Source organism: Selenomonas sp. AE3005 (assembly GCF_000686945.1).
In the GTDB taxonomy this organism is placed as follows: domain Bacteria; phylum Bacillota; class Negativicutes; order Selenomonadales; family Selenomonadaceae; genus Selenomonas_A.
Genome location: NZ_JMME01000014.1, coordinates 78,835 through 99,811, shown reverse-complemented (window position 1 = coordinate 99,811; position 20,977 = coordinate 78,835). Strand labels below are relative to the sequence as shown.

General features: G+C 48.1%; 17 protein-coding genes and 2 tRNA genes. 2 read left to right on the top strand and 17 right to left on the bottom strand.

The annotated features are described in order from the left end of the window. The first annotated feature begins 4 nt into the window (after nt 1-4). Nucleotides 5-355: a DUF2752 domain-containing protein gene (locus DL94_RS0109435; protein ID WP_028129946.1), complete on the top strand. Its 351-nt coding sequence runs from the start codon at nt 5-7 to the stop codon at nt 353-355. 75 nt (nt 356-430) lie between these two features. Here the strand turns inward: DL94_RS0109435 and DL94_RS0109430 are convergent, their stop codons facing one another. The 4 genes from DL94_RS0109430 to DL94_RS0109415 all read right to left on the bottom strand — a co-directional run bounded on the left by DL94_RS0109430 (nt 431) and on the right by DL94_RS0109415 (nt 2,303). Continuing rightward, complete coding sequence (locus tag DL94_RS0109430; protein ID WP_028129945.1) at nt 431-742, bottom strand: hypothetical protein; 312 nt, start codon at nt 740-742, stop codon at nt 431-433. Between the two features lie 25 nt (nt 743-767). Continuing rightward, nucleotides 768-1,133, bottom strand: a complete 366-nt coding sequence (locus DL94_RS0109425; protein WP_028129944.1) for a bacteriocin — start codon at nt 1,131-1,133, stop codon at nt 768-770. Between the two features lie 31 nt (nt 1,134-1,164). After that, the gene (locus tag DL94_RS0109420) at nt 1,165-1,503 is read right to left on the bottom strand and encodes a hypothetical protein (RefSeq protein WP_028129943.1); all 339 of its coding nucleotides are present in this window, start codon (nt 1,501-1,503) and stop codon (nt 1,165-1,167) included. A gap of 176 nt (nt 1,504-1,679) precedes the next feature. After that, complete coding sequence (locus DL94_RS0109415) at nt 1,680-2,303, bottom strand: DedA family protein (RefSeq protein WP_028129942.1); 624 nt, start codon at nt 2,301-2,303, stop codon at nt 1,680-1,682. Nucleotides 2,304-2,446: 143 nt separating this feature from the next. Between DL94_RS0109415 and DL94_RS0109410 the strand changes: the two genes are divergently transcribed. Further along, nucleotides 2,447-3,400 carry an AEC family transporter gene (locus DL94_RS0109410; protein WP_028129941.1) on the top strand — a complete coding sequence of 318 codons (954 nt, stop codon included), beginning with the start codon at nt 2,447-2,449 and terminating at the stop codon, nt 3,398-3,400. A 131-nt stretch (nt 3,401-3,531) separates the two neighbouring features. On the opposite strand, the gene DL94_RS0109405 is transcribed toward DL94_RS0109410, so the two are convergent. The 13 genes from DL94_RS0109405 to ftsZ all read right to left on the bottom strand — a co-directional run bounded on the left by DL94_RS0109405 (nt 3,532) and on the right by ftsZ (nt 20,788). Then, complete coding sequence (locus DL94_RS0109405; protein WP_028129940.1) at nt 3,532-3,840, bottom strand: hypothetical protein; 309 nt, start codon at nt 3,838-3,840, stop codon at nt 3,532-3,534. Between the two features lie 152 nt (nt 3,841-3,992). Continuing rightward, nucleotides 3,993-5,525, bottom strand: coding sequence for a glutamine-hydrolyzing GMP synthase (guaA, locus tag DL94_RS0109400; protein WP_072023112.1), 1,533 nt, complete (start codon nt 5,523-5,525; stop codon nt 3,993-3,995). Between the two features lie 221 nt (nt 5,526-5,746). Beyond that, on the bottom strand, nt 5,747-9,220 hold the full coding sequence (gene malQ, locus DL94_RS0109395; protein ID WP_028129938.1) for a 4-alpha-glucanotransferase: 3,474 nt from the start codon (nt 9,218-9,220) through the stop codon (nt 5,747-5,749). A 71-nt stretch (nt 9,221-9,291) separates the two neighbouring features. Next, nucleotides 9,292-10,728, bottom strand: a complete 1,437-nt coding sequence (gene glgA, locus DL94_RS0109390) for a glycogen synthase GlgA (protein WP_028129937.1) — start codon at nt 10,726-10,728, stop codon at nt 9,292-9,294. A 38-nt stretch (nt 10,729-10,766) separates the two neighbouring features. Further along, a complete protein-coding gene (gene glgB / locus DL94_RS14635) occupies nt 10,767-13,094 on the bottom strand; it encodes a 1,4-alpha-glucan branching protein GlgB (RefSeq protein WP_037371678.1) in 2,328 nt (775 codons plus the stop codon). 38 nt (nt 13,095-13,132) lie between these two features. Beyond that, complete coding sequence (locus DL94_RS0109380) at nt 13,133-15,640, bottom strand: glycogen/starch/alpha-glucan phosphorylase (RefSeq protein ID WP_037371675.1); 2,508 nt, start codon at nt 15,638-15,640, stop codon at nt 13,133-13,135. A gap of 72 nt (nt 15,641-15,712) precedes the next feature. Next, nucleotides 15,713-16,819 carry a glucose-1-phosphate adenylyltransferase subunit GlgD gene (gene glgD / locus DL94_RS0109375; protein WP_028129935.1) on the bottom strand — a complete coding sequence of 369 codons (1,107 nt, stop codon included), beginning with the start codon at nt 16,817-16,819 and terminating at the stop codon, nt 15,713-15,715. A 48-nt stretch (nt 16,820-16,867) separates the two neighbouring features. Next, nucleotides 16,868-18,022, bottom strand: a complete 1,155-nt coding sequence (locus DL94_RS0109370) for a glucose-1-phosphate adenylyltransferase (RefSeq protein WP_028129934.1) — start codon at nt 18,020-18,022, stop codon at nt 16,868-16,870. A 311-nt stretch (nt 18,023-18,333) separates the two neighbouring features. Then, entirely contained in the window at nt 18,334-18,666 is a 333-nt protein-coding gene (locus DL94_RS0109365; protein WP_028129933.1) for a hypothetical protein, read from the bottom strand. Nucleotides 18,667-18,679: 13 nt separating this feature from the next. Beyond that, a complete protein-coding gene (locus DL94_RS0109360; RefSeq protein ID WP_028129932.1) occupies nt 18,680-19,288 on the bottom strand; it encodes an N-acetylmuramoyl-L-alanine amidase in 609 nt (202 codons plus the stop codon). 140 nt (nt 19,289-19,428) lie between these two features. Further along, nucleotides 19,429-19,505 (bottom strand) — tRNA-Met (locus DL94_RS0109355). A 5-nt stretch (nt 19,506-19,510) separates the two neighbouring features. After that, nucleotides 19,511-19,596, bottom strand: a tRNA-Tyr gene (locus DL94_RS0109350). A 67-nt stretch (nt 19,597-19,663) separates the two neighbouring features. Continuing rightward, nucleotides 19,664-20,788 carry a cell division protein FtsZ gene (gene ftsZ / locus DL94_RS14630; RefSeq protein ID WP_037371687.1) on the bottom strand — a complete coding sequence of 375 codons (1,125 nt, stop codon included), beginning with the start codon at nt 20,786-20,788 and terminating at the stop codon, nt 19,664-19,666. Nucleotides 20,789-20,977: the final 189 nt, after the last annotated feature.

Genomic DNA, 20,977 nt, shown 5'->3' with positions numbered 1-20,977 from the left:
CAAAATGAAAATGCCTGTATGCTGTCTGCTGCTGGGCATTGCTTATTTTCTGTGGGTTAAGTTCACAGGACTTTCCCTGCCGTGCCCCTTCCATTATCTGACCGGCTATTATTGCCCCGGCTGCGGCATTACCACTATGATTCTCAGCCTTAGCGCAGGCGATATACCAAGCGCCTTCGCCGCCAACCGGGCACTATTCGTACTCGCCCCGGTCATTATCTGGCTGATAATCCAGGACCAAACCGGCCTGCTAATGCAGACAGCAAAACAACGCCAAGCACATAAAGCCCTGCTCCTAATGGTGCTTATATGCCTGCTGGCCTATGGGGTAATGAGGAATGTTTATCCTATTTGAAACGTACAACAAAAGGCACTGTGATTCATCACAGCGCCTTTTTAGTTTAAACAAATCATAATTCTTCCCCAGCCCTTAGAGATATGGCTTAATATTGAAATTTGGTTTGCCCACATACCGTGCTACCAAAATCAAGGCATCGCAGCGTTTAATTTTCTTACCTTTATAGATATATTCAGATTCATCGATTAAATTATCCCCTTTTACCGTTATTCCGGCTGCTGCAAACACCCTATGCATGGTCCTTGACCCATCATATATATCATTCTTGAAACCTCTGTTCAAAAGCGCTTTTATGAATTCTATGTCACCCAATTGATTGTTTCTTCCGCCGCTCACCATTTCCAGTTCTTCTATATTGAGCTTTTGTTCCTCTGTCTTTTTCATGATCGCTGCCTTCCTTCCCACATAGCTACGTAGCCGGATAATACTGCTTAACCATCTTCATGACATCCTTATGGGACAGATTTACTGTTTTGCCGTTGCTATCGATATAAGAGTATGTATTATGGGTACCAGGCGATCCGTTCTGATTCCGTATGCCGGTATAATAGCAGCGGGCTGTGGCACTTTTACTGCCGGTTGCTGCCATGATAGCCTTTTCGACAAAAGCCTGTGGCACATGCGGCCAGCAGTTTACATCCGAGATATCCATTGGCTCTTTCTTATGGGTGCCGCAAATCCACATCCAGGTCAATATCTCGCGGGTCTCATCATCATTGCCGCCGGAAACCTGTTCCAGCTCAGCGTCTGTCATTTGCTTTATCAGCTTGTCCATATTATTACCCCCTATTCCATACAGCAGAGGATTAAACTTCTATATCCGGATTCCGCCATGGTTTGGCATCATCCTTACATCCATGTGATATCCAATACTTCAGCTCATCATGACGGATATACCGTCCGGTTGTCTTTTCCCGATACAAGTTGTCATCAAAAGCACCGGTTTCTGCCGTTATGCCAAGCTTGGCGAGCATCTTTTCGCAATCGCTGCCAATCCCGCCAAAGAGCGTAGAACATTCTTTATATATGCCGGGAAAGTGCTTCATCATCAAGGCCACGATTTCACTGGACTCTTTCCGCGTGCCACCGGAAACTGTGTCCAGCATTTCGTTATCCAGCTTTTTCTGTTCCATTCGCTTATCCATGCTAAAACCTCCTTAGGAAAAATTTTATCTCTTCTTACTCTTTATACCCTAAAAGTCATAAGAGTGTTTAGTGGTAAGTGAAATATTGCTGGCTGTAAATATATTTTTTTACTAAAAAAGCCCGCTGACTTTTGTCAGCGGACGTTTTGACTGTCAAGCAGCTTGCTCACAGCACTTTATTCTATTTCCATTTTGGCCTGTGCCTGTTTGCGTTTGCGGTAACGCAGGTACATCACGACGATAATCACAGCGCAGACGCCGACGAAAATCAGGCTGGCCTGATGGCCGATTTTCAGCATGATTTCCCAGCTCTTGCCCAGCATCATCCCAGCGGCCAGAATCATAGCCGTCCACGGGAGTGAACCTAAGAACGTCAGCGTGAGGAACTTCTTCATGTCGACATGGGCAAAACCAGCCGGCAGGGAAATGAAGGTACGCACAACCGGCAGCATACGGCTGAAGAACACAGCCTTCAGGCCATATTTATCAAACCAATTCTGGGCGATGTCCACATGGGACTTCTTCACAAAGAAATAATGACCGTATTTATCCACGAAGGAACGGCCGCCACGATGGCCCACCACATAAGCGAAGATGGAACCTGCCATACCACCGACCATACCGGCAACCAGGGCACCGGTGAAAGTCATCTGGTCAGCAAAAATCAAGTAACCGGCAAAACCGAGAATGAGCTCACTAGGAATAGGAATACACGCATTTTCCGCAGCCATGAGAATAGCCACAGCCACATAGCCCCAAGAGGCAATAAACTCTAAAAATAAGGTTGAAAACTGTTCCATTACAATCTCCTTTCGTATATCTTGGGCTATTATATCATTTAACTTCCTCTATAAGCAATGGTATTTTGTCCTTTTTTTCATTTACACTCCGAAAAAAAAATGCTAGGATAACATTATTCATTGGTGTTTTAAGGAGTGATATCTTGGACGGTGCTTCCCTGCGGATTCTCTATGTGCTTACAGATTTGATTATGCCTTTGGCGGTGGGCTATCTGCTCCATCAGCGTCATTTAGTATCTGATAGTGTCATCAATAAGGTTATCCGCTTTAATGTTATTTGTGTCTATACCACCCTGTCCCTGCTGAGTTTTTGGGTGCTGCCCTTATCCTGGAGCCTGCTGCTCGTGCCATTTTTAGGCATGCTGCTGGTATTGCTGCCCGGTGCTATCGGCTATGGACTCTTTGCCCGGCACATTGAAAACCTGCTGGACAGAGGTGCTTTTATCGCCAGTGCCATGCTGGCCAATCTAGGAACCCTCGGCGGTGTCTGTGCTTTTATCCTTTATAACGAACAGGGTTTTGCCTACTCGCAAATCATCGGCACCATGCAGAACTTTCTGCTCTGTGTGGTTGTCTTTCCGTTGGCTCAGTACTATTACATGAAACATACTTCCGCTATCCGCAAATCCAGCGGCAGCCATAACTTTCGGGATATGTTCTTCTCCATCAATCAGCTGAGCCTGTTGGGTATGACCGGCGGCCTTATCCTCAATGCCAACGGTATAACGCGGCCGGAAATTCTCGGTCAGCTGTTTCAGTATCTCGTCCATATCGCCGCCTGGATTGCCATGCTGCCGGTGGGCTTTCTCATTGACTTCCGTCAGATACGCCGCTACGCTCGCGACGTGCGCACCTTGACCTTCCTGCGTTTTGTCATTACGCCTGTCATTTTTATCGGGCTGGCTTATCTGATCGTTACGGACCCGGTACTGCGGGGAACGTTGCTTATCCTGACCTTCTGTCCCACGGCTATCAATGCTGTGCTGGCGTCAAAAATATATAAGCTCAATGTAGATTTGGCGGTTTCCTCATTTGTCATTACCACCACCGCTTACTTGCTCATCATCTTCCCGTTACTCTTTCTCTTACTTCACTAAATATATAAAAATAAAAAAGCAAGGTTTCAGCTTAATGCCAAAACCTTGCTTTTTCTTTACGACATTCCATTATCTCCCAATCCCTTCTCAACGCCTCCAAGCGCTGAGCCTTTCTTTTCCCTTAATTTCTTTTAAATGGACATTTGCGCTGCGGCCATACCAGCGAGCTGCTGTTGCAGGACAGTACTGCCATCCAGCCTGGCCTCAGAAATCACCCGGTTGCCCTGCATTTTGAGCAATACCAGGGAGCCATCAGCCAGTGTTTTGGTGAGCGTCACAGTTCCTGCACTATCCCCAGTCTCAGAAACAACCGCCTGCTTGGCTTTAGCCAAAATCTGCCCAAACGTGCCGTTTGCCGCTTGCAGGTCGTAGTCACTGCGTGCTTTCTGCTCCTGTTGCCAGTAATTCAGATTGCTGGCCGCCGCAATATTTATATCCATATTCACACCTCCTTTCACAACTGTCAGTGACCTCTACAACACTACTATCGCATAAATAGCATAAAAAGTTAATAGTTTGCGGTGATTTTAATCAAAATATAATGTGTTTGTAATAAAAAGGTTCAGGAGAATGTACTCCTGAACCCCAATGTTTATTCAAACTCAATAGTTGCTGGCGGTTTGCCAGTGCAATCGTAGAGCACGCGATTTACGCCTTTGACTTCATTGACGATACGGGTAGTTACCGTCTGCAGTACCTCCCAGGGGAGCTGTGCGCTTTCTGCCGTCATAAAGTCGGAGGTCATTACAGCACGCAGGGCAATAGCATAATCGTAGGTACGGCCATCGCCCATAACGCCTACGGAGCGCATGTTGGTCAGGGCAGCGAAATACTGGCCCAGGTTCTTGTCAGCGCCAGCCTTGGCCACTTCCTCACGGTAGATGGCGTCAGCTTCCTGCACGATTTTGACCTTTTCTTCCGTCACTTCACCGATAATGCGGATACCGAGTCCCGGGCCAGGGAACGGCTGACGGCTGACCAGATACTCAGGAATTCCCAATTCACGGCCAGCGGTGCGCACTTCGTCCTTAAAGAGCAGGCGCAGCGGTTCCACGATTTCCTTGAAGTCTACGAAATCCGGCAGGCCGCCCACGTTGTGATGGGATTTAATCACAGCGGATTTGCCCAGGCCGCTTTCAATTACGTCAGGATAAATCGTGCCCTGTACCAGGAAATCTACCGCGCCGATTTTCTTGGCCTCTTCCTCAAAGACGCGGATAAATTCTTCCCCGATAATCTTGCGCTTGGCCTCGGGTTCCGTTACACCCTTTAATTTTTCGTAGAATCTGTCCTTAGCATTAACGCGGATAAAGTTCACATCATAAGGACCATTGGGGCCAAAGACAGCCTCTACCTGGTCACCCTCGTCCTTGCGCAGCAGGCCGTGGTCTACAAACACACAAGTGAGCTGCTTGCCGATAGCCTTGGACATTAGTACAGCCGCCACAGAGGAATCCACCCCGCCGGACAGGGCACAAAGCGCCTTGCCCGTGCCGATTTTGGCCTTGAGTTCGGCAATGGTCTTTTCGACAAAGGAATCCATCTTCCAGTCACCGCTGCAGGCGCAGACATTGTAAACGAAATTTTTGAGCATGAGTTTGCCCTGCACCGTATGCAGCACTTCCGGATGGAACTGCACGGCGTAGAGATTTTCCGCTGCATTTTCCATGGCCGCTACGGGACATACCGGCGTGCAGGCTGTCACCTGAAAATCTGCCGGGGCAGCAGCGATGTAATCCGTATGACTCATCCAGCAAATGGTCTTGGCGTCCACGCCGGCAAACAGTTTGGACGCAGCGTCCTTGATGGTAACTTCCGTCTTGCCGTATTCACTGGTCGGAGCCGTATCCACCTTGCCGCCCAGTTTATGCGCCATCAGCTGGGAGCCGTAGCAAATGCCCAGAACAGGAATCCCCAGCTTAAAGAGTTCCTCACTGCAGGTAGCAGAATCTTCCTTATACACGCTGTTGGGGCCGCCGGTGAGAATAATGCCCTTGGGTGCCATTTCCCGGATAGCGTCCAGCGTCATGGTATGCGGGTGAACCTCACAATAAACGTGATTTTCACGCACGCGACGGGCAATCAGCTGATTGTACTGACCGCCGAAATCCAACACCAAAATCATTTCATTTGCAGGCTTGCTCAAAATATCGTCCTCCTGTTTCTTTATCTCTACAATGCTTTTTTAAGATTATAACACAAGGATATCGTAATTAAAAGTGAAAAAAGCCCGTGGGGCTGGTAATGCTTTGCGGCAGCGTCTGACATTATGTCTCAGCAGCGTAAAAAGTATTACCAGCCCCACGGGCGTCCTGGTATCGCTATAAACCTAAAGACAGTGTGCCCTTAGCAGCGTTTGTACTTCTTGCACAAGTTTTTCAGTTCTGCAGCATCTACCTCAAACTGGTAATCCGGCTTTAAGCACCATTTCCAGTTAAGTCCCACGGTCCCCGGGGTATTCATGCGTCCCCGTTCGTCCATGCCCAGCAGATCCTGCATGGGCACTATCGCCAGCCGGGCCTCAGAGGCCAGGGCAAAACTCAGCAGGCCTTTGGCCACATCCCGTGGCCGGTCAATCGGCTTATTCAGCAGGGCTGCCACGGCCGCCCGTGTTGCCTCATCAATATCATTGTTATACCAGCCCACGGTAGTGTTGTTATCGTGCGTGCCGGTATAGACGATACTGTTTTCCGGTGCGACAAAGCCCAGCCGTCCCTGCTCATTGAAGTGCAGGGTGAAGTGCAGTACCTTCATGCCGGGGAAACCGCAGGCCTCGCGCAGGGTCTCCACCTCATCGGTGATAATGCCCAGGTCCTCAGCCACAATTTCCATATCGCCGATTTCCTTCTTGATGATATCGAAGAAGGCCTTGCCCGGCCCCTTGCGCCAATGACCGTTGATGGCGGTTTCTGCCTTGCCGTCCACTTCCCAATAGGACTCAAAGCCCCGGAAGTGGTCAATGCGCACAATGTCTACCAGCCGGGAAAGATTCTGGAAACGTTTCTTCCACCAGCTGTAGTTTTCTTTTTCCATGGCCTTCCAGTCATACTGGGGATTGCCCCAAAGCTGGCCGGTAGCACTAAAGTAATCAGGCGGTACACCGGCAACAGTCTTGGCCGTGCCGTCCTCGTTCAAATCAAACAGTTTTTGATTTGCCCAGGTATCAGCGCTGTCATGAGAGATAAAGATAGGCATATCACCCATAATCTTTATGCCCTTTTCCTTAGCGTAGTCATGCAGTTTATGCCACTGTTTATGGAAAATAAACTGCACAAATTTGGCATAGCCGATGTTTTCTTCCAGGCGCTCAGCCAGTTTCTTAAGGGCTTTGGCCTCACGGCTGCGGATAGGTTCGGGCCACTCAAACCAGGCCTTGTTCTTAAATTCTTTCTTGGCGGCATCAAAGAGGGCGTAATCATCCAGCCAATATGCCTCCTGTTCACAAAAGGCCTGGAACTGTCCTTTTATCTCCACGTCCTTGCTCTTTTGGAACTCCGTCCAGGCTTTCTTGAAACATTTCTGCTTGAAGGCAATAACCCGGTCAAAGTCGATAAAGGATGATTTGCTGGTAAAGGGCACGCGCACATCAGACGGCGTCAGCCATTTATTTTCCAGCAATTCTTCTATATCAATGAGCAAAGGATTCCCGGCGAATGCCGACGGCGACTGATAGGGCGAGTAGCCAAAGCCCACAGGCCCGAGCGGCAGAATCTGCCAAACCTTCTGTCCAGCCTGCACGAGGAAGTCCACAAATCTGTAAGCCTCTTTGCCCAGGTCACCAATGCCATATTTCGACGGCAGGCAGGTCGGGTGCAGTAAAACACCTGCCCCGCGCTCGTATTTCTGGGGCAGCGGTTCATATTCAAGCAAACGTCCGGTAAGAGGCGGCATCTTGACCGTGAGTTTGCCTCGGACAGACGTCAGCCGTTCCGGCTTATGGTCAGCATCGCCTACCATATCAATGAACTGTCCATCGGCAAAGTCGCTGATATCCAGTGTAACCGTCTGTTTTTCCGTGCGGCTGCGGTTAAAAATGACAATATAGGCGCCGTTATCGGCGTCTGCACCAAATACATCATGACCGCTGCGCACCACGCGGGCAAAGGCCAGTACGTCGCCCTCCGCCGTCAGCGGCAGCAGTTCACCGGTCTGCAGGGCATCATGTTCATTGCGTGCCTTGATGATGCTGCGGTAATAATCGCGCAGTTCCACATCGCCGCCCGTCCATTTGTAAGGCCGGCGGTTAGTCGGGTCCTTGAACCCTTCCATGCCGATTTCATCACCATAATATATACAGGGCACACCAGGATAAGTCATCTGGAACAGAGCAGCCATCTTCAGACGGGACTTGCCCACTTTATACATTTCCGGTGACAGTTTGGCGCGGCACTGTTCAATGGCCGGCATGCCATCGTAATAAGGCGTTTCGCCCAAAATGGTAATTGCGCGCTGCACATCATGGCTGCCGATAAGATTCATCATGGCGTAGAAGTTTTCCGGCGGATAATTTTCGCGGAGGCTTTCGAGCTGCAGCATGGTATTATGCGCATTAACATAGCCCAGCAGATAATCCAGCAAAATCTTGCGGAAGGGATAGTTCATGGCCGAATCCATTTCCTGACCACAAAGATACTTTCTTTGCGTCCCATAGGCAATTTTGTTGGAGGCATCTTCCCAGACCTCGCCAATCATCACCGCGTCCTTGTTCGTCTTTTTCAATTCTGCATAGAAACCTTGCGAAAAAGGTTCCGGCAGTTCATCGATAACGTCCAGACGCCAGCCGGCAATCCCCTCATCGAGCCAGTGGTGCAATACACTGTCCGGCGAACGGAAAATAAAGTCCATATAGGACGGGGTTGTTTCCGTCACATTGGGCAAGGTGTCAAAATTCCACCAGCACTCGTACTCATAGGGGAAATTACGGAAGTTATACCATTCATAATAAGGGGATTTTTCTGACTGAAAAGCACCTACACCTTCATACTGGCCCTTGCGGTTAAAGTAGCGGCTGTTGCTGCCGGTATGGCTGAACACGCCGTCCAGAATAATGCGTATACCTTTCTTCTTTGCCAGTTCCACCAGGTCATGAAATTCTTCATTTGTACCTAAAATGGGGTCTATCTTATGGTAATCACCAGTATCGTAGTGATGATTGCTTTCTGACTCAAACACCGGGTTAAAGTAAATAACACTGATACCCATTTCTTTCAGGTAATCCAGCTTGGCCATAATCCCGGCTATATTACCGCCGTAAAAATCATAGGACACGATTTCCTTGGTATCCGGGTCTTTGTAATAACAGGGATCATCCGTCCAGCTGGCGTGATAAACCGCCCCTTCTTTGGCAATGAGCTTATCGCCCTGACGGTAGAACCGGTCGGGAAAAATCTGATACATCACAGCATGCTTGAACCAGTCTGGAGTCTTGGCGCCCTTATTGTAAACGGTAATCTGGTATGATGGCGGCACATTGGGATATACAGCACCCTGTCCGCCCCAGTGTTCCATGTTATTGCCATAATAGCAGGTACCATCGCTGCAGGAAATAATGAAATAATACCATAGGAGACAGCCCTTCTCCGGCATCTCCAAATCCAGCGAATAATAGCGGACTTCTGCCTCCTGTGGGTCTTTACTGGTCAGCGGTAAAAGTTTTTCCCCTTTTTGGTCCTGCCACAGTCGGAGTAAGACCTGATTTATCTGCTGCTCTGTCTTGATTTGCAGCCCGATTCTCACTTTGCTCCCTGCCTCGGCAGCCCCAATTGGGCTGCGATAATACACGTTGTGGGAGTTATGCTCAACTTCATTACGTGTAAGCAATTAAACCCCTCCTTACCCTTGCTTGCGGTTAAGGGCGGCAAATAATTGCCGCCCTGACCATACATATATGCTTATTTACTTGTCAGCTGCTCATAGAGTTTCTTGTATTCCTTAGCGGAATTTGTCCAGCTGAAGTCCGTAGCCATCGCATTATGGACAATCTGATTCCACTCAGCGTAGTTCTCGTAAGAACTGAGTGCCTTCTTCAAGGCATACATCATTTCATGGGCATTGTAGTCGCTGAATACAAAGCCGTTGCCGGTCTGCGTGTACTTATCAAACTGCTGTACGGTATCCTTCAAGCCGCCCGTTTCGCGAACGACAGGAATCGTACCATAGCGCATGGCCACAATCTGACCGATACCACAGGGTTCGTAATTGGAAGGCATGAGGAAAATATCAGCACCGGCATAAATGCGCTGTGCCAGTTCATTGGAGAACTTGATATTAGCCGAAACCTTATGCGGATAACGCCAAGCCAGTCCTTTGAACCAGTCCTCATATTCCTTGTCACCAGTACCCAGTACCACAAACTGGATATCTTCATGCATGAGGATTTCGTCCATCATACGCACGATAAGGTCAAGCCCTTTAGCTGCCACCAGACGGGAAACCAAGGCTACCATCGGGGTACGGCGGCCTTCCGGCAGTCCGAGCATCTTCTGCAGCGCGGACTTATTATCCATCTTCCTGTCCTGACTGTCCACGTCATAAGTTTCAAAAAGGTGCTTATCCGTCATGGGGTTATAAACATCATAGTCTATACCGTTGACGATACCGAAAAGCGTATCCTTGCGGCTGCGCAGCAGGCCATCGAGGTGCTCGCCAAAGTATTCATACTGAATTTCCTTGGCATAGGTCTTGCTGACCGTAGAAACGTAATCCGCGTAGATAATGCCGCCCTTCATGAAGTTTACGGCATCATAGAACTCCAGGTCGCCATTGTTGAAATACTTCCAATCGAGCCCCAGTACATCCGGCATGATATCCTTCGGGAACACTCCTTGATATTTGAGGTTGTGAATAGTGTACAGCGTCTTGATGTTCTGGTAGCGTTCATCGTCCATATGCTCCAGTTTCAGGAACACATTGACCAGACCTGCATGCCAGTCATTGGTATGAATGACATCCGGCCAGAAATCCATCGCGGGCAGGAGGTTCAGTACAGCCCGGCTGAAGAAGGAGAAACGCTCGGCGTCATCATCATAACCATAGAAACCTTCACGGTTATAATACTCCTGATTATCCACAAAATAATAGGTCACATTGTCCAGAACAATTTTATCCAGGCCAACATACTTGCTGCGCCAGGCAACTTCGAGTTCACCGTCATAAACGTGTTCCATGCTGTCAATATATTCCTTGGCAATCGCACCGTATTTCGGCATGATTACACGAATATCAACATCTTCCTTAAGAAGTGCTTTGGGGAGTGAACCGGCTACGTCTGCCAGGCCTCCCGTCTTGACAAAAGGTACTGCTTCCGATGCTACATAAAGAACTTTCATTTCGGATTTCCTCCCTAACCTTTAAAAACGCCCTAAATTTACGCATTAACAGCAGCGTCTTCGGCAACGGCTGGCGTTGCCGCCTTACGCGTAGTTTTCTTCGCCACAGTTTTTGCTCTGGGCGCTGCCTTGGTGGTTTTAGCTCTTGTCTTTTTTTCCACCTTAGGCTCTGTTCCTGCAGCCGCGGCCTTAGTTGTCTTGGTGCCGGCCTTGGCAGCAGTTTTTGCTGTCTTGGTAGTCGTCGTTTTGGCTGTCGTTTTTGTTGTTTTTGTTGTTTTTGTTGTCTTGGTTGTCTTTTTAGTTGCTGCCGCTTTCGTTGTCTTAGCTGTTTTAGCAGCGGCCGTCTTTTTCGCCGGCGTCTTTTTCGTTTTGGCTGCTACAGCTGCCGAGGTCTTTTCCGCCTCTGTTTCAAAGCCCTTGGCCTCTACATCTGCAGCAGCCTCAGGAAAAGACACGCCTGAGCCATCCTGACGTTTTAGACGCAGGTAAATCGTCGCCAGCGGCGGAATCGTCAGAGTAATGGACTGTTCCCGGTTTTGCCAGGGGATATCCTGACTCATGATTTCACCGGTATTCTTTACGCCGCTGCCGCCAAAGCATTCCTCGTCGGAGTTAAAGACCTCGACATAGCTGCCCTTGGCCGGTACGCCAATGCGATAATCATGGTGTACCTCCGGCGTAAAGTTACTGATGACAACAACGAAATCATTGCGGTCCTCTGCCTTGCGGATAAAGGAAACAATGCTGTTATTGTTATCATTGGGGTCAATCCACTGAAAGCCATTCCAGTCAAAATCGACCTGCCAAAAAGCACGGGTGTCCACATAGAATTTATTAAGTGCCTGGGAATATGCCCGCATTTTTCTATGCATTTCATATTCCTTGATTAAATGCCAATCTAAGCTGTCATCAAAATTCCATTCAATGAACTGGCCAAACTCACCGCCCATAAAGAGCAGTTTCTTGCCGGGATGTGCCATCCAGTAACCGAAGAAACCGCGCAGGCCGGCAAATTTCTGCCAGTAGTCACCGGGCATTTTGCTGATAAGAGAACACTTGCCATGAACTACTTCGTCATGGGACAGGGGCAGGACAAAATTCTCCGAGAAGGCATACATAAAGGAGAATGTCACCTTATCATGGTTCCACTTGCGGTAAATGGGGTCGAGGCTGACATACTTGAGCATATCATTCATCCAGCCCATGTTCCACTTGTAGTTAAAGCCCATGCCGCCCATGTAGACGGGTTTGGATATAAGGGGCCAGGCCGTGGATTCCTCAGCTATCATCAGTGCCTGGGGATGGAACTTGAAAATAGCCTCATTGAGTTTCCGCAGGAAGTCCATAGCTTCCAAATTGCCTGTATCGCCATACTTGTTTGGCATCCATTCGCCGTCTTTGCGTCCATAGTTCAGATAGAGCATATTGGCTACTGCGTCAATGCGCAGGCCATCGATATGGAACTCCTCGAACCAGAACATCGCGTTGGAAATCAGGAAACTCTGCACTTCCGTACGGCCGTAGTCGAAATTGGTTGTGCCCCATTCCCAGTTTTCCGCGCGCTGCTCATTATCGGATTCATAAAGATTCTGACCATCAAAATGACGCAGTCCCTGTTCGTCCTTGCAGAAATGTCCCGGCACCCAGTCCATGATAATACCTATACCATTCTGGTGCGCGGTATCTACAAGGTAGCGGAAATCATCCGGCGTGCCGTAGCGGCTGGTCACCGCATAATAGCCTGTAGCCTGATATCCCCAGGAACCATCAAAGGGATGTTCGCATAAGGGCATGAACTCAATATGCGTGTAGTTCATTTCCTTAACGTAACTGATAAGCTGGTCAGCAGCCTCGCGATAAGTGAGATACTCACCGTCCGGATTGCGGCGCCAGGAGCCTAAGTGTACCTCATAGGTGAGCATGGGCCGCTCATAAGAGGATTCCCTGCTCTTTTGTACCTTCCAGGCATCATCGCCCCATTTGTAATGGTTCATGTCAAAGGTCCGGGAGGCCGTTTCCGGCTTTTTCTCCGCATAGAACCCGTATGGGTCAGCCTTCATGATATGAGGGCCGCCCCACTGCGGTTCAATGGCATACTTGTAAAGCTCACCTTCGCCCATGCCTTCGATGAAAGTCACCCAAATCTCACCGTCGCCGATTTTATGCATGGTATTTACCCTGGTGTCCCAGTTGTTAAAATCACCAACCAGGCTGACAGATTTCGCATGCGGAGCCCAGACAGCAAAGCGAATGCCTTTTTTACCCTTCTGCTCCATAAAATGGGCGCCTAACATCTCGTAGGCATGAAAATTTGTTCCCTGATGAAATAAATAACGGTCAAACTCTGTTAAATCCGAAGTTTTCAAAAGTAATCCCCCTTGGCTGGAACTCCAATTACAGTTCCTTAGGAAATTCTGACAGGCTTAACGTGCCAGATTTCGTTGGCATATTCGTCTATTGTACGGTCAGAGGAGAACCGGCCAGAGTTGGCAATGTTCATGGCCGAAGACCTCAGCCAGCCAAGCTTGTCCTTATAGCGGCGCATAATCTCCTCGTGCGCTCCTGCGTAAGAGCTCAAATCCTTCATGATGAAGAATTCATCATTACCGTGAATGAGATAATCATAGAGGGACCGGAAATCGCCATAGGTGCCATCGATAAGCTGATTTACCACCAAACGTACCATGTCATTGCTGTTGTACTCATCCCAGGCAGAATATGTACCCGTCATGTAGTAGCTCAGCACTTCTTCTGCCCGGAGGCCGAAGATTACGCAATGGTCGTCACCGCCCACAGCTTCACGGATTTCAACATTGGCACCGTCCATGGTTCCCAAGGTGATAGCCCCGTTCATCATGAACTTCATGTTACCCGTGCCGGATGCTTCCTTAGATGCCGTGGAAATCTGTTCACTGACATCCGCAGCCGGATAGACAATTTCACCGATGGATACGCCGAAGTTTTCGATAAAGACAACTTTAATCTTGTCCTTGATGGACTTATCATTGTTGACCTTATCAGCCACAGCGTTAATCAGGCGAATGGTTTCTTTAGCTATATAGTAGCCCGGAGCCGCCTTGCCACCGAAGATATAGGTGGTAGGAATCATATCATAGCCCTTATCGTTTTTCAGACTGTGATACTGATACATGATATGGAGAATATTCATCAGCTGACGCTTGTAAGAATGAATACGCTTTACCTGAATATCAAAAATCGTATCCGGGTTCACTTTTATGAGATTGTGTTCCAGAATGTACTGGGCCAGAGCCTCCTTGCGCAGGTGCTTGATTTTGCCCAGGTCAGTAAGGAACGGTCTGTCATTTACATAATCATTGAGCATATCCAGCTGTTCCGGATATCTGTGCCAGCGGCGGCTGCCCAGCGTGCTGTCGATGAGGCCGGCCAGTTCCGGGTTAGCCCCCATCAGCCAGCGGCGGTGCGTGATGCCGTTGGTCTTGTTGTTGAACATCCGGTTGTTATACTCATAGAAGTCATGCAACGTGGAGGCCTTCAGAATATCGGAGTGAATCTGTGCTACGCCATTGACGCTGTGGCAGCCCACAATCGCCAGACGGGCCATATGCACAAGGCCATCCTGAATGATGGACATTGCCCGTACCTTATCCTCATTTTTCGGATAACGCTTACGTACGTTCTCTACATGACGGCGGTTGATTTCTTCGATAATCATGTAAACACGGGGCAGCAGTTCCTTGAACATATCTGCGGACCAGGTTTCCAAAGCCTCCGGCATAATCGTATGATTCGTGTAAGCGATGGTATCCTTGGTAATGGACCAGGCTTCGCTCCATTCCAGACCATATTCATCAATAAGAATACGCATGAGCTCAGCCACTGCCACTGCCGGGTGGGTATCATTGATATGAATAGCAATCTTCTGGCTGAGTTTTTCAATCTTCATACCCGTCTTGACATAATGGCGTACGATACTCTGTACACCGGCCGAAGTCATGAAGTATTCCTGAATCAGGCGCATCTTGCGGCCTTCCCAGGTACTGTCATCAGGATAAAGATAGCGCGTGATACTTTCGACAAAGGAACGGTACTCGTTCTTCTGACGAATCTGTTCCTGCGTGAGATAACCGTAATCGGAGAAATCACGATTTACTTCAGCATTCCACAGGCGCAGGTTGTTTACCGTGTTGTTATGATAACCAACGATAGGTACATCATAAGGAACGGCCATGACTATCATGGGGTTCTCATGTACCAGTTTGAGGCTGCCATCCGGCATTTTCTTCATATAGGCATTGCCGTAGAATTTAACATCAATGGCCTTATCAGGTTTGCGGTATTCCCAGGCGAAACCATTTTTCAGCCAGTTATCAGGAATTTCTACCTGGTTGCCATTGATGATTTTCTGCTCAAACAAACCGTACTGATAACGGATAGAGCAGCCATGCCCCGGCAGATGATGAGCAGCCATGGAATCAATAAAGCAGGCTGCCAGGCGGCCCAAACCACCGTTGCCCAGGCCAGCGTCCGGTTCTTCCTCATAAACCTTATCAAGATTCAGCTTGAAGTCGCTAAGTACTTCTTTCATAGCCTCCTCGATACCAAGGTTAATCAGATTGGATTTTAACAGACGCCCCATCAGGAACTCAATGGAAAAGTAGTAAATCTGCTTTTCTTCACGTTCCATATAGGCCTTGTTGGTCTTAATCCAATTCTCGGAAATGACCTGCTTGGCTACTGCCGCTACCGTCTGGTATATTTCATTTTCCGACAGGTCGTCCAAGTCACGCCCCCACATGATATGAGCAGCATTCACAAATCTGGTCTTTAAATTATCCTTGAGTTTTTTGAATTCCGCATCATTTACCTTTTTCTTTTCCTTTGCCAAAAAAACCACTCCCTTTTGGCTGGCACGACAATTGCCGTACAGCATAAATAAAGGCCGTTGCAACTAAGCTCATGCCCGTTATAGGCATGCAGCCTTGTTACAACGGCCCTTCCCATATCAGATTACGACATTTTTAGTTATAATCAACGGATAGTTGTTGGCACCTTTAAGCCATTTTTCCTTTGAAATAACTACATTTTTGTCGCAGATGACATTTTCTACCAAAGAATCATCCTGTATATCACACTTCTGCATGATAATGGAGTTCTTGATTTTTACGCCCTTGCCTACGGTGACACCTCTGAACAAAATGCTGTTTTCCACTTCGCCGCGAATTACGCAGCCATTGGCCACCAGCGAATTTTTAATCTTAGCCGTCTCCTTATATTGAACAGGAACCTCGTCCTTGCCTTTTGTGTAAATGGAATTTTCACCCATAAAGAGTTCTTCCCATACCTCAGGCTGCAAGATATCCATATTCGACTTGTAATATGCAGACGTAGAATCTACATGGGCTACATAACCATCATGCTCGCAAGCGTAAATATTATACTCGCTGGCCCGACGGATAATACCATCCATCAGCAAATCCTGTCCGCCATGCTCATAAGTGAAACGTACCAGTTCAACAAAGATACGCTTTTCAATGAGGTAAACGCTCATTGCCACCTTGGAGCCATCATAAATAGCCGGTTTTTCCGCCAAATCAGTTACCAGGCCATTTTCTGCAGTTTCCAGAACCACATTGTTGCCTGCCTGCTCGCTGCTTGCCGTGTAGTACACCATCGTGATATCCGCCGAGGTGTTCTGATGGAAACGCAGGAGCTGGCTGAAGTCTACATTGTAAACAAAGCTGCCGCTGGTCAGTAAAACATATTTCTGGCTGCTGTGTTCGAAGAAATCCAGATTATGATAAAAATTCTTTAAATCGCCTTTACGGATACTGTCTTCCTCACTGGGGGACGGCAGGTAGAATAAGCCATCGTGACGACGAGCCAAATCCCAATCCTTACCGGAACGGAGATGGTCGAGAACCGAACGCGGTTTATCCGGCAGCATAACACCAACGTTAAAGATACCGGAGTTCACCATACTCGACAACGTAAAGTCAATCAGCCGATAGCGTCCTGCAAACGGCAGGGACTCCACAGCTCTTTTTTCCGTAAGCTCACGAATCAATTTATTATCTTCTTGAAGATTTATAATCCCCATTACATCTTTCAATTTCTTCCACTCCTTGCTGTATCTAGGCTATAACGATAGGGAAAAGTCTCAGCCAGCCTGCTTGCCGCTGTCTTCAGCGACAACAGTTTCGCCTTCGGCTACCACTGTGATAGCTCCGAGCTCACCGACTACCTTGGCACCAGCTGCTACTTCGCAGTTCTGCGCCAAAATCGCATAATCCACTACCGCACCATCGCGGATAATTGTGGAGGGCATGATAACGGAATTCGTCACCTTTACGCCCTTGCCAATGCGTACACCAGGGAAGATAACCGAATTTTCCACTTCGCCGAGAACCATGGAACCTTCGCTGATCATGGAATTTTTCACTTTGGCATCCGGCCCAATGTAATGCGGCGGCATGGACTGCGTTGAAGAATAAATTCTCTTTTCACCCTTGAGGTCGAAAGGAGGCTCATCCTGCAGCAGGTCCATATTAGCCTGCCAGAGGCTTTCAATGGTTCCTACATCCTTCCAGTAGCCTTCAAAAGCATAGGAATACAGACGTGCCTTATCCTGCAGCATCTTCGGGATGATATTCTTACCGAAGTCATGGCTGCTGGTTTCGTCCTTGGCATCTTCTTCCAAGTACTTCTTGAGGAAGTTCTTGTTGAATACATAGATACCCATGGATGCCAGGTTGCTCTTCGGTTTTGCCGGTTTCTCCTCAAACTCTTCAATACGTCCCGTCTTGTCCGTGTTCATGATACCAAAGCGGGGAGCCTCTTCCCAGGGCACTTCAATAACACCAATGGTCGCTTCAGCTTTATTCATTTTATGTGCTTCCAGCATCCACGAATAATCCATAGTGTAAATGTGGTCACCAGACAGAATGAGTACATATTCCGGGTCAGCTAAATCAATGAAATTCAAATTCTGATAGATAGCATCTGCCGTGCCCTGATACCAGTCTGCACCTTTTTCACGGGCATACGGAGGCAGAATGAAAATACCGCCGTCCTTCTGGTCCAGGTCCCAGGCGCTGCCCGAGGCCAGATAATTGTGTAATTCCAGCGGACGGTACTGGGTGAGTACACCCACCTTGTCGATACCGGAATTAGCGCAGTTGCTCAGAGGGAAGTCGATAATTCTGTACTTTCCCCCAAACGGTACAGCTGGTTTTGCAATTTTCTTTGTAAGCGCGCCGAGGCGGCTGCCCTGACCACCAGCCAGAATCATAGCTAAGCATTCTGTCTTTCTCATAAAAAATCCCCCTTGGATATCATAGTAAACAAAAATCTCCCCTTATTCGACTTTAGTTTACTTTTATGTATATATTTTAACAGATTTTACTCTGTTAGTATACAGATTTATGCCTTTTTTATTTATATATCAGGCAAATTTAAATAAGCATTTCATTCATTTGTGACTGCACTCCACCAGCAATCACTCTCTTTTGTTTAAGTTTCGCCACAAATTTACATTTTCCTGCTCTGTCTGCGAAAAAAATATAAAATATGTATTTAAATTTATTTTTTGTAAATAACTGAAAATTTAAGTTACAAAAAATAATTCTACATAAATGACCAAACCACGGCACCGACAAACAATGCAACACTAAAACCGGACAGCGCATTGCTGGCAGCCTCGCCATTTCGTCCCAAAAACTCTCTGGCCAAAGGACGCATCTCAAAAGTCAGAAAGGAAATGCACATGGCCAACAGCGGATTATCATCTGTTGTCCACTCATAAAGCATAATAAACATCACCACGACGATAGCCAAAAGCTCTCCACGCTGATATAGCTTCTTCTGTGGATGAAGTGCCTCATCATATTCCGCCCGGCTGACAGGCACGCCGAACTCGTCCGTCTGCTTGTCCTTGTCGATAAACCACCGATAATGCATAGCCTTCTCCTTATCAGTACTGCTTGCTGGCCATCTCTATCAGATGCGGCAGCTCATCATAAAGCAGCTGCCCTGGGCAGGCTGTGTTGTTAAAATCACGATGGCCTTTAATGGTATCCTCGTCAGGCTTTAAACCATAATACCGGCAAAGAGCAGCCAGCAGCTTGGCGGCCGCTGCCAGTTGTTCCGGCTCCGGTTCATTGTCATCAAAGGCCCCTACAAGATTTACACCGACAGTATGCCAGTTATGCTCATAGCAATGCGCGCCGAGCATATCCATAGGCCGCCCGCGTTCAATGGTCCCGTCCTTACGTATGACAAAATGATAGCCAATGCCTGACCAGCCGTTATTTCTGTGCCAGCGGTGGATTTCTGCCGCCGACACGTCGCGGTTTGTATTGCCCACATGATGGATAATGATTGCATCAGTAGTACTGCGATTCTCCAAATATGAAAATTCCAGGTCTGTTTCCTTTACAGGAATTCCCAGCAACGGGTCCAGATTTCTGCTGCCTTCCGTTTTCCAGGCAGCCTCAGCGGCCTTCATGCCCCATACCTGTGGCAGCAGTACAGTCCCTGTCCCCAAAAGTATCATATTTTTTAAAAAATCTCTGCGCCTCATACAATCAATCCCACTTTATCCATAACAAACGTTATATATTATAATCTTCTTTTCTGAAAAAATCTAGGAAGGTTGTCCCTGTGTATCCCCAGAATAAGCAATTAAAAACGCACCCATAAAGGTGCGCTTACGTTTGCAAATGGTGGCGGCAAAGAGATTTGAACTCCTGACACTGCGGGTATGAACCGCATGCTCTAGCCAACTGAGCTATGCCGCCATATATGGTGGGCAGGGATGGATTCGAACCATCGTAATCCGAAGATGACAGATTTACAGTCTGTTGCCTTTAACCACTCGGCCACCTACCCATGTCCTGACAAGCGTCAGCGACAAAATATATTATACTCATATCCCATCAGCTTGTCAATTATTTTTTTATTTTCTTTGCATCCACACAGGAATGTCGATAAAATCTGCTGCCGGAGCAACTTCCTCAGCCTCACCAGGCTTGCTGTTGGTGTTCAAAGGTGCGCCCGTCAGATTCGGAACAACCGGCTGAGCGGCCGAAGGTTTGCCCTGCGGCTGTACGCCGATGGTCTCCGGTGCGTCAAAGCCCGTAGCGATAACGGTTACGCGTACAGTATCACCCATGGTGTTGTCGATAGAGGCACCCCAGATGATGTTAGCCTGACTATCAGCCGCATCGTGAATTGCCTCCGATGCCTCCTGAATCTCGTACATGCTGAGGCTTTCCTCGGCACCCGTAACGTTGAGCAGAATACCGCGGGCACCATCGATGCTGGTTTCCAACAACGGCGATGCGATAGCAGCTTTAGCAGCCTCCACAGCGGCATTTTCGCCGGAGGCCTCACCGATACCCATCAGGGCAGAACCGGCATTGCTCATAACGCTCTGCACGTCAGCAAAGTCCAGATTTACCAGACCAGGCATAGCGATAAGGTCGGAAATACCCTTAACACCCTGACGCAGAACATCATCAGCAATCTGGAATGCCTGCGTAATCGGCGTTTTCTTATCAACGACCTGCATCAGGCGGTCATTAGGAATAGTAATAATCGTATCAACATGCTGTTTGAGGTTTTCAATACCGGATTCAGCATTGCGTTTGCGTTTCATTCCTTCAAAACCGAAAGGACGCGTCACAACGCCTACAGTCAGCGCGCCAATTTCCCGGGCGCACTCAGCTACAACCGGCGCAGCGCCCGTACCAGTACCGCCCCCCATGCCAGCTGTAACAAAAACCATATCTGCACCGCGCAGCGCCTCAAGAATATCGTCGCGGCTTTCCTCGGCCGCCTTCTGGCCGATTTCCGGACGCGCACCAGCACCAAGTCCACGAGTTAATTTCTCGCCAATCTGCATGCGTTTGGGTGCCAAAGATTTTAACAATGCCTGAGCATCTGTATTAACTGCGATAAATTCGACTCCCTGCAGTCCGAAATTTATCATGCGGTTCACAGCATTGCTGCCGCCGCCGCCAACACCGATTACTTTAATTTTAGCCAATTGGTCGAGGCCATTATCATCCAATTCAAACACAGCGTTAACCCCCATGACGTACATATTTTATATCCCCTCAGAACGGTATTCCGTCCACAGGGATTTCTAACTTACACAAATATACTCCTTAATTTTACCATTTATCCGCGCATAATGCTATAACTTTCACAAAAAAATTACAAAAAAAACCAAATCAGTGTTTTCTGCCATCTTTTTTCTTATTTATGT

What these genes read in the sequence shown, in the direction of transcription:
- DL94_RS0109425 (WP_028129944.1), bottom strand. Translation starts at nt 1,133, where the DNA reads ATGGACAAGCTGATAAAGCAAATGACAGACGCTGAGCTGGAACAGGTT.
- glgA (WP_028129937.1), bottom strand. Translation starts at nt 10,728, where the DNA reads ATGAAAGTTCTTTATGTAGCATCGGAAGCAGTACCTTTTGTCAAGACG.
- DL94_RS0109365 (WP_028129933.1), bottom strand. Translation starts at nt 18,666, where the DNA reads ATGCATTATCGGTGGTTTATCGACAAGGACAAGCAGACGGACGAGTTC.
- DL94_RS0109435 (WP_028129946.1), top strand. Translation starts at nt 5, where the DNA reads ATGAAAATGCCTGTATGCTGTCTGCTGCTGGGCATTGCTTATTTTCTG.
- DL94_RS0109430 (WP_028129945.1), bottom strand. Translation starts at nt 742, where the DNA reads ATGAAAAAGACAGAGGAACAAAAGCTCAATATAGAAGAACTGGAAATG.
- DL94_RS0109415 (WP_028129942.1), bottom strand. Translation starts at nt 2,303, where the DNA reads ATGGAACAGTTTTCAACCTTATTTTTAGAGTTTATTGCCTCTTGGGGC.
- DL94_RS0109360 (WP_028129932.1), bottom strand. Translation starts at nt 19,288, where the DNA reads ATGAGGCGCAGAGATTTTTTAAAAAATATGATACTTTTGGGGACAGGG.
- guaA (WP_072023112.1), bottom strand. Translation starts at nt 5,525, where the DNA reads ATGATTTTGGTGTTGGATTTCGGCGGTCAGTACAATCAGCTGATTGCC.
- DL94_RS0109370 (WP_028129934.1), bottom strand. Translation starts at nt 18,022, where the DNA reads ATGAGAAAGACAGAATGCTTAGCTATGATTCTGGCTGGTGGTCAGGGC.
- DL94_RS0109405 (WP_028129940.1), bottom strand. Translation starts at nt 3,840, where the DNA reads ATGGATATAAATATTGCGGCGGCCAGCAATCTGAATTACTGGCAACAG.
- DL94_RS0109420 (WP_028129943.1), bottom strand. Translation starts at nt 1,503, where the DNA reads ATGGATAAGCGAATGGAACAGAAAAAGCTGGATAACGAAATGCTGGAC.
- DL94_RS0109380 (WP_037371675.1), bottom strand. Translation starts at nt 15,640, where the DNA reads ATGCTGTACGGCAATTGTCGTGCCAGCCAAAAGGGAGTGGTTTTTTTG.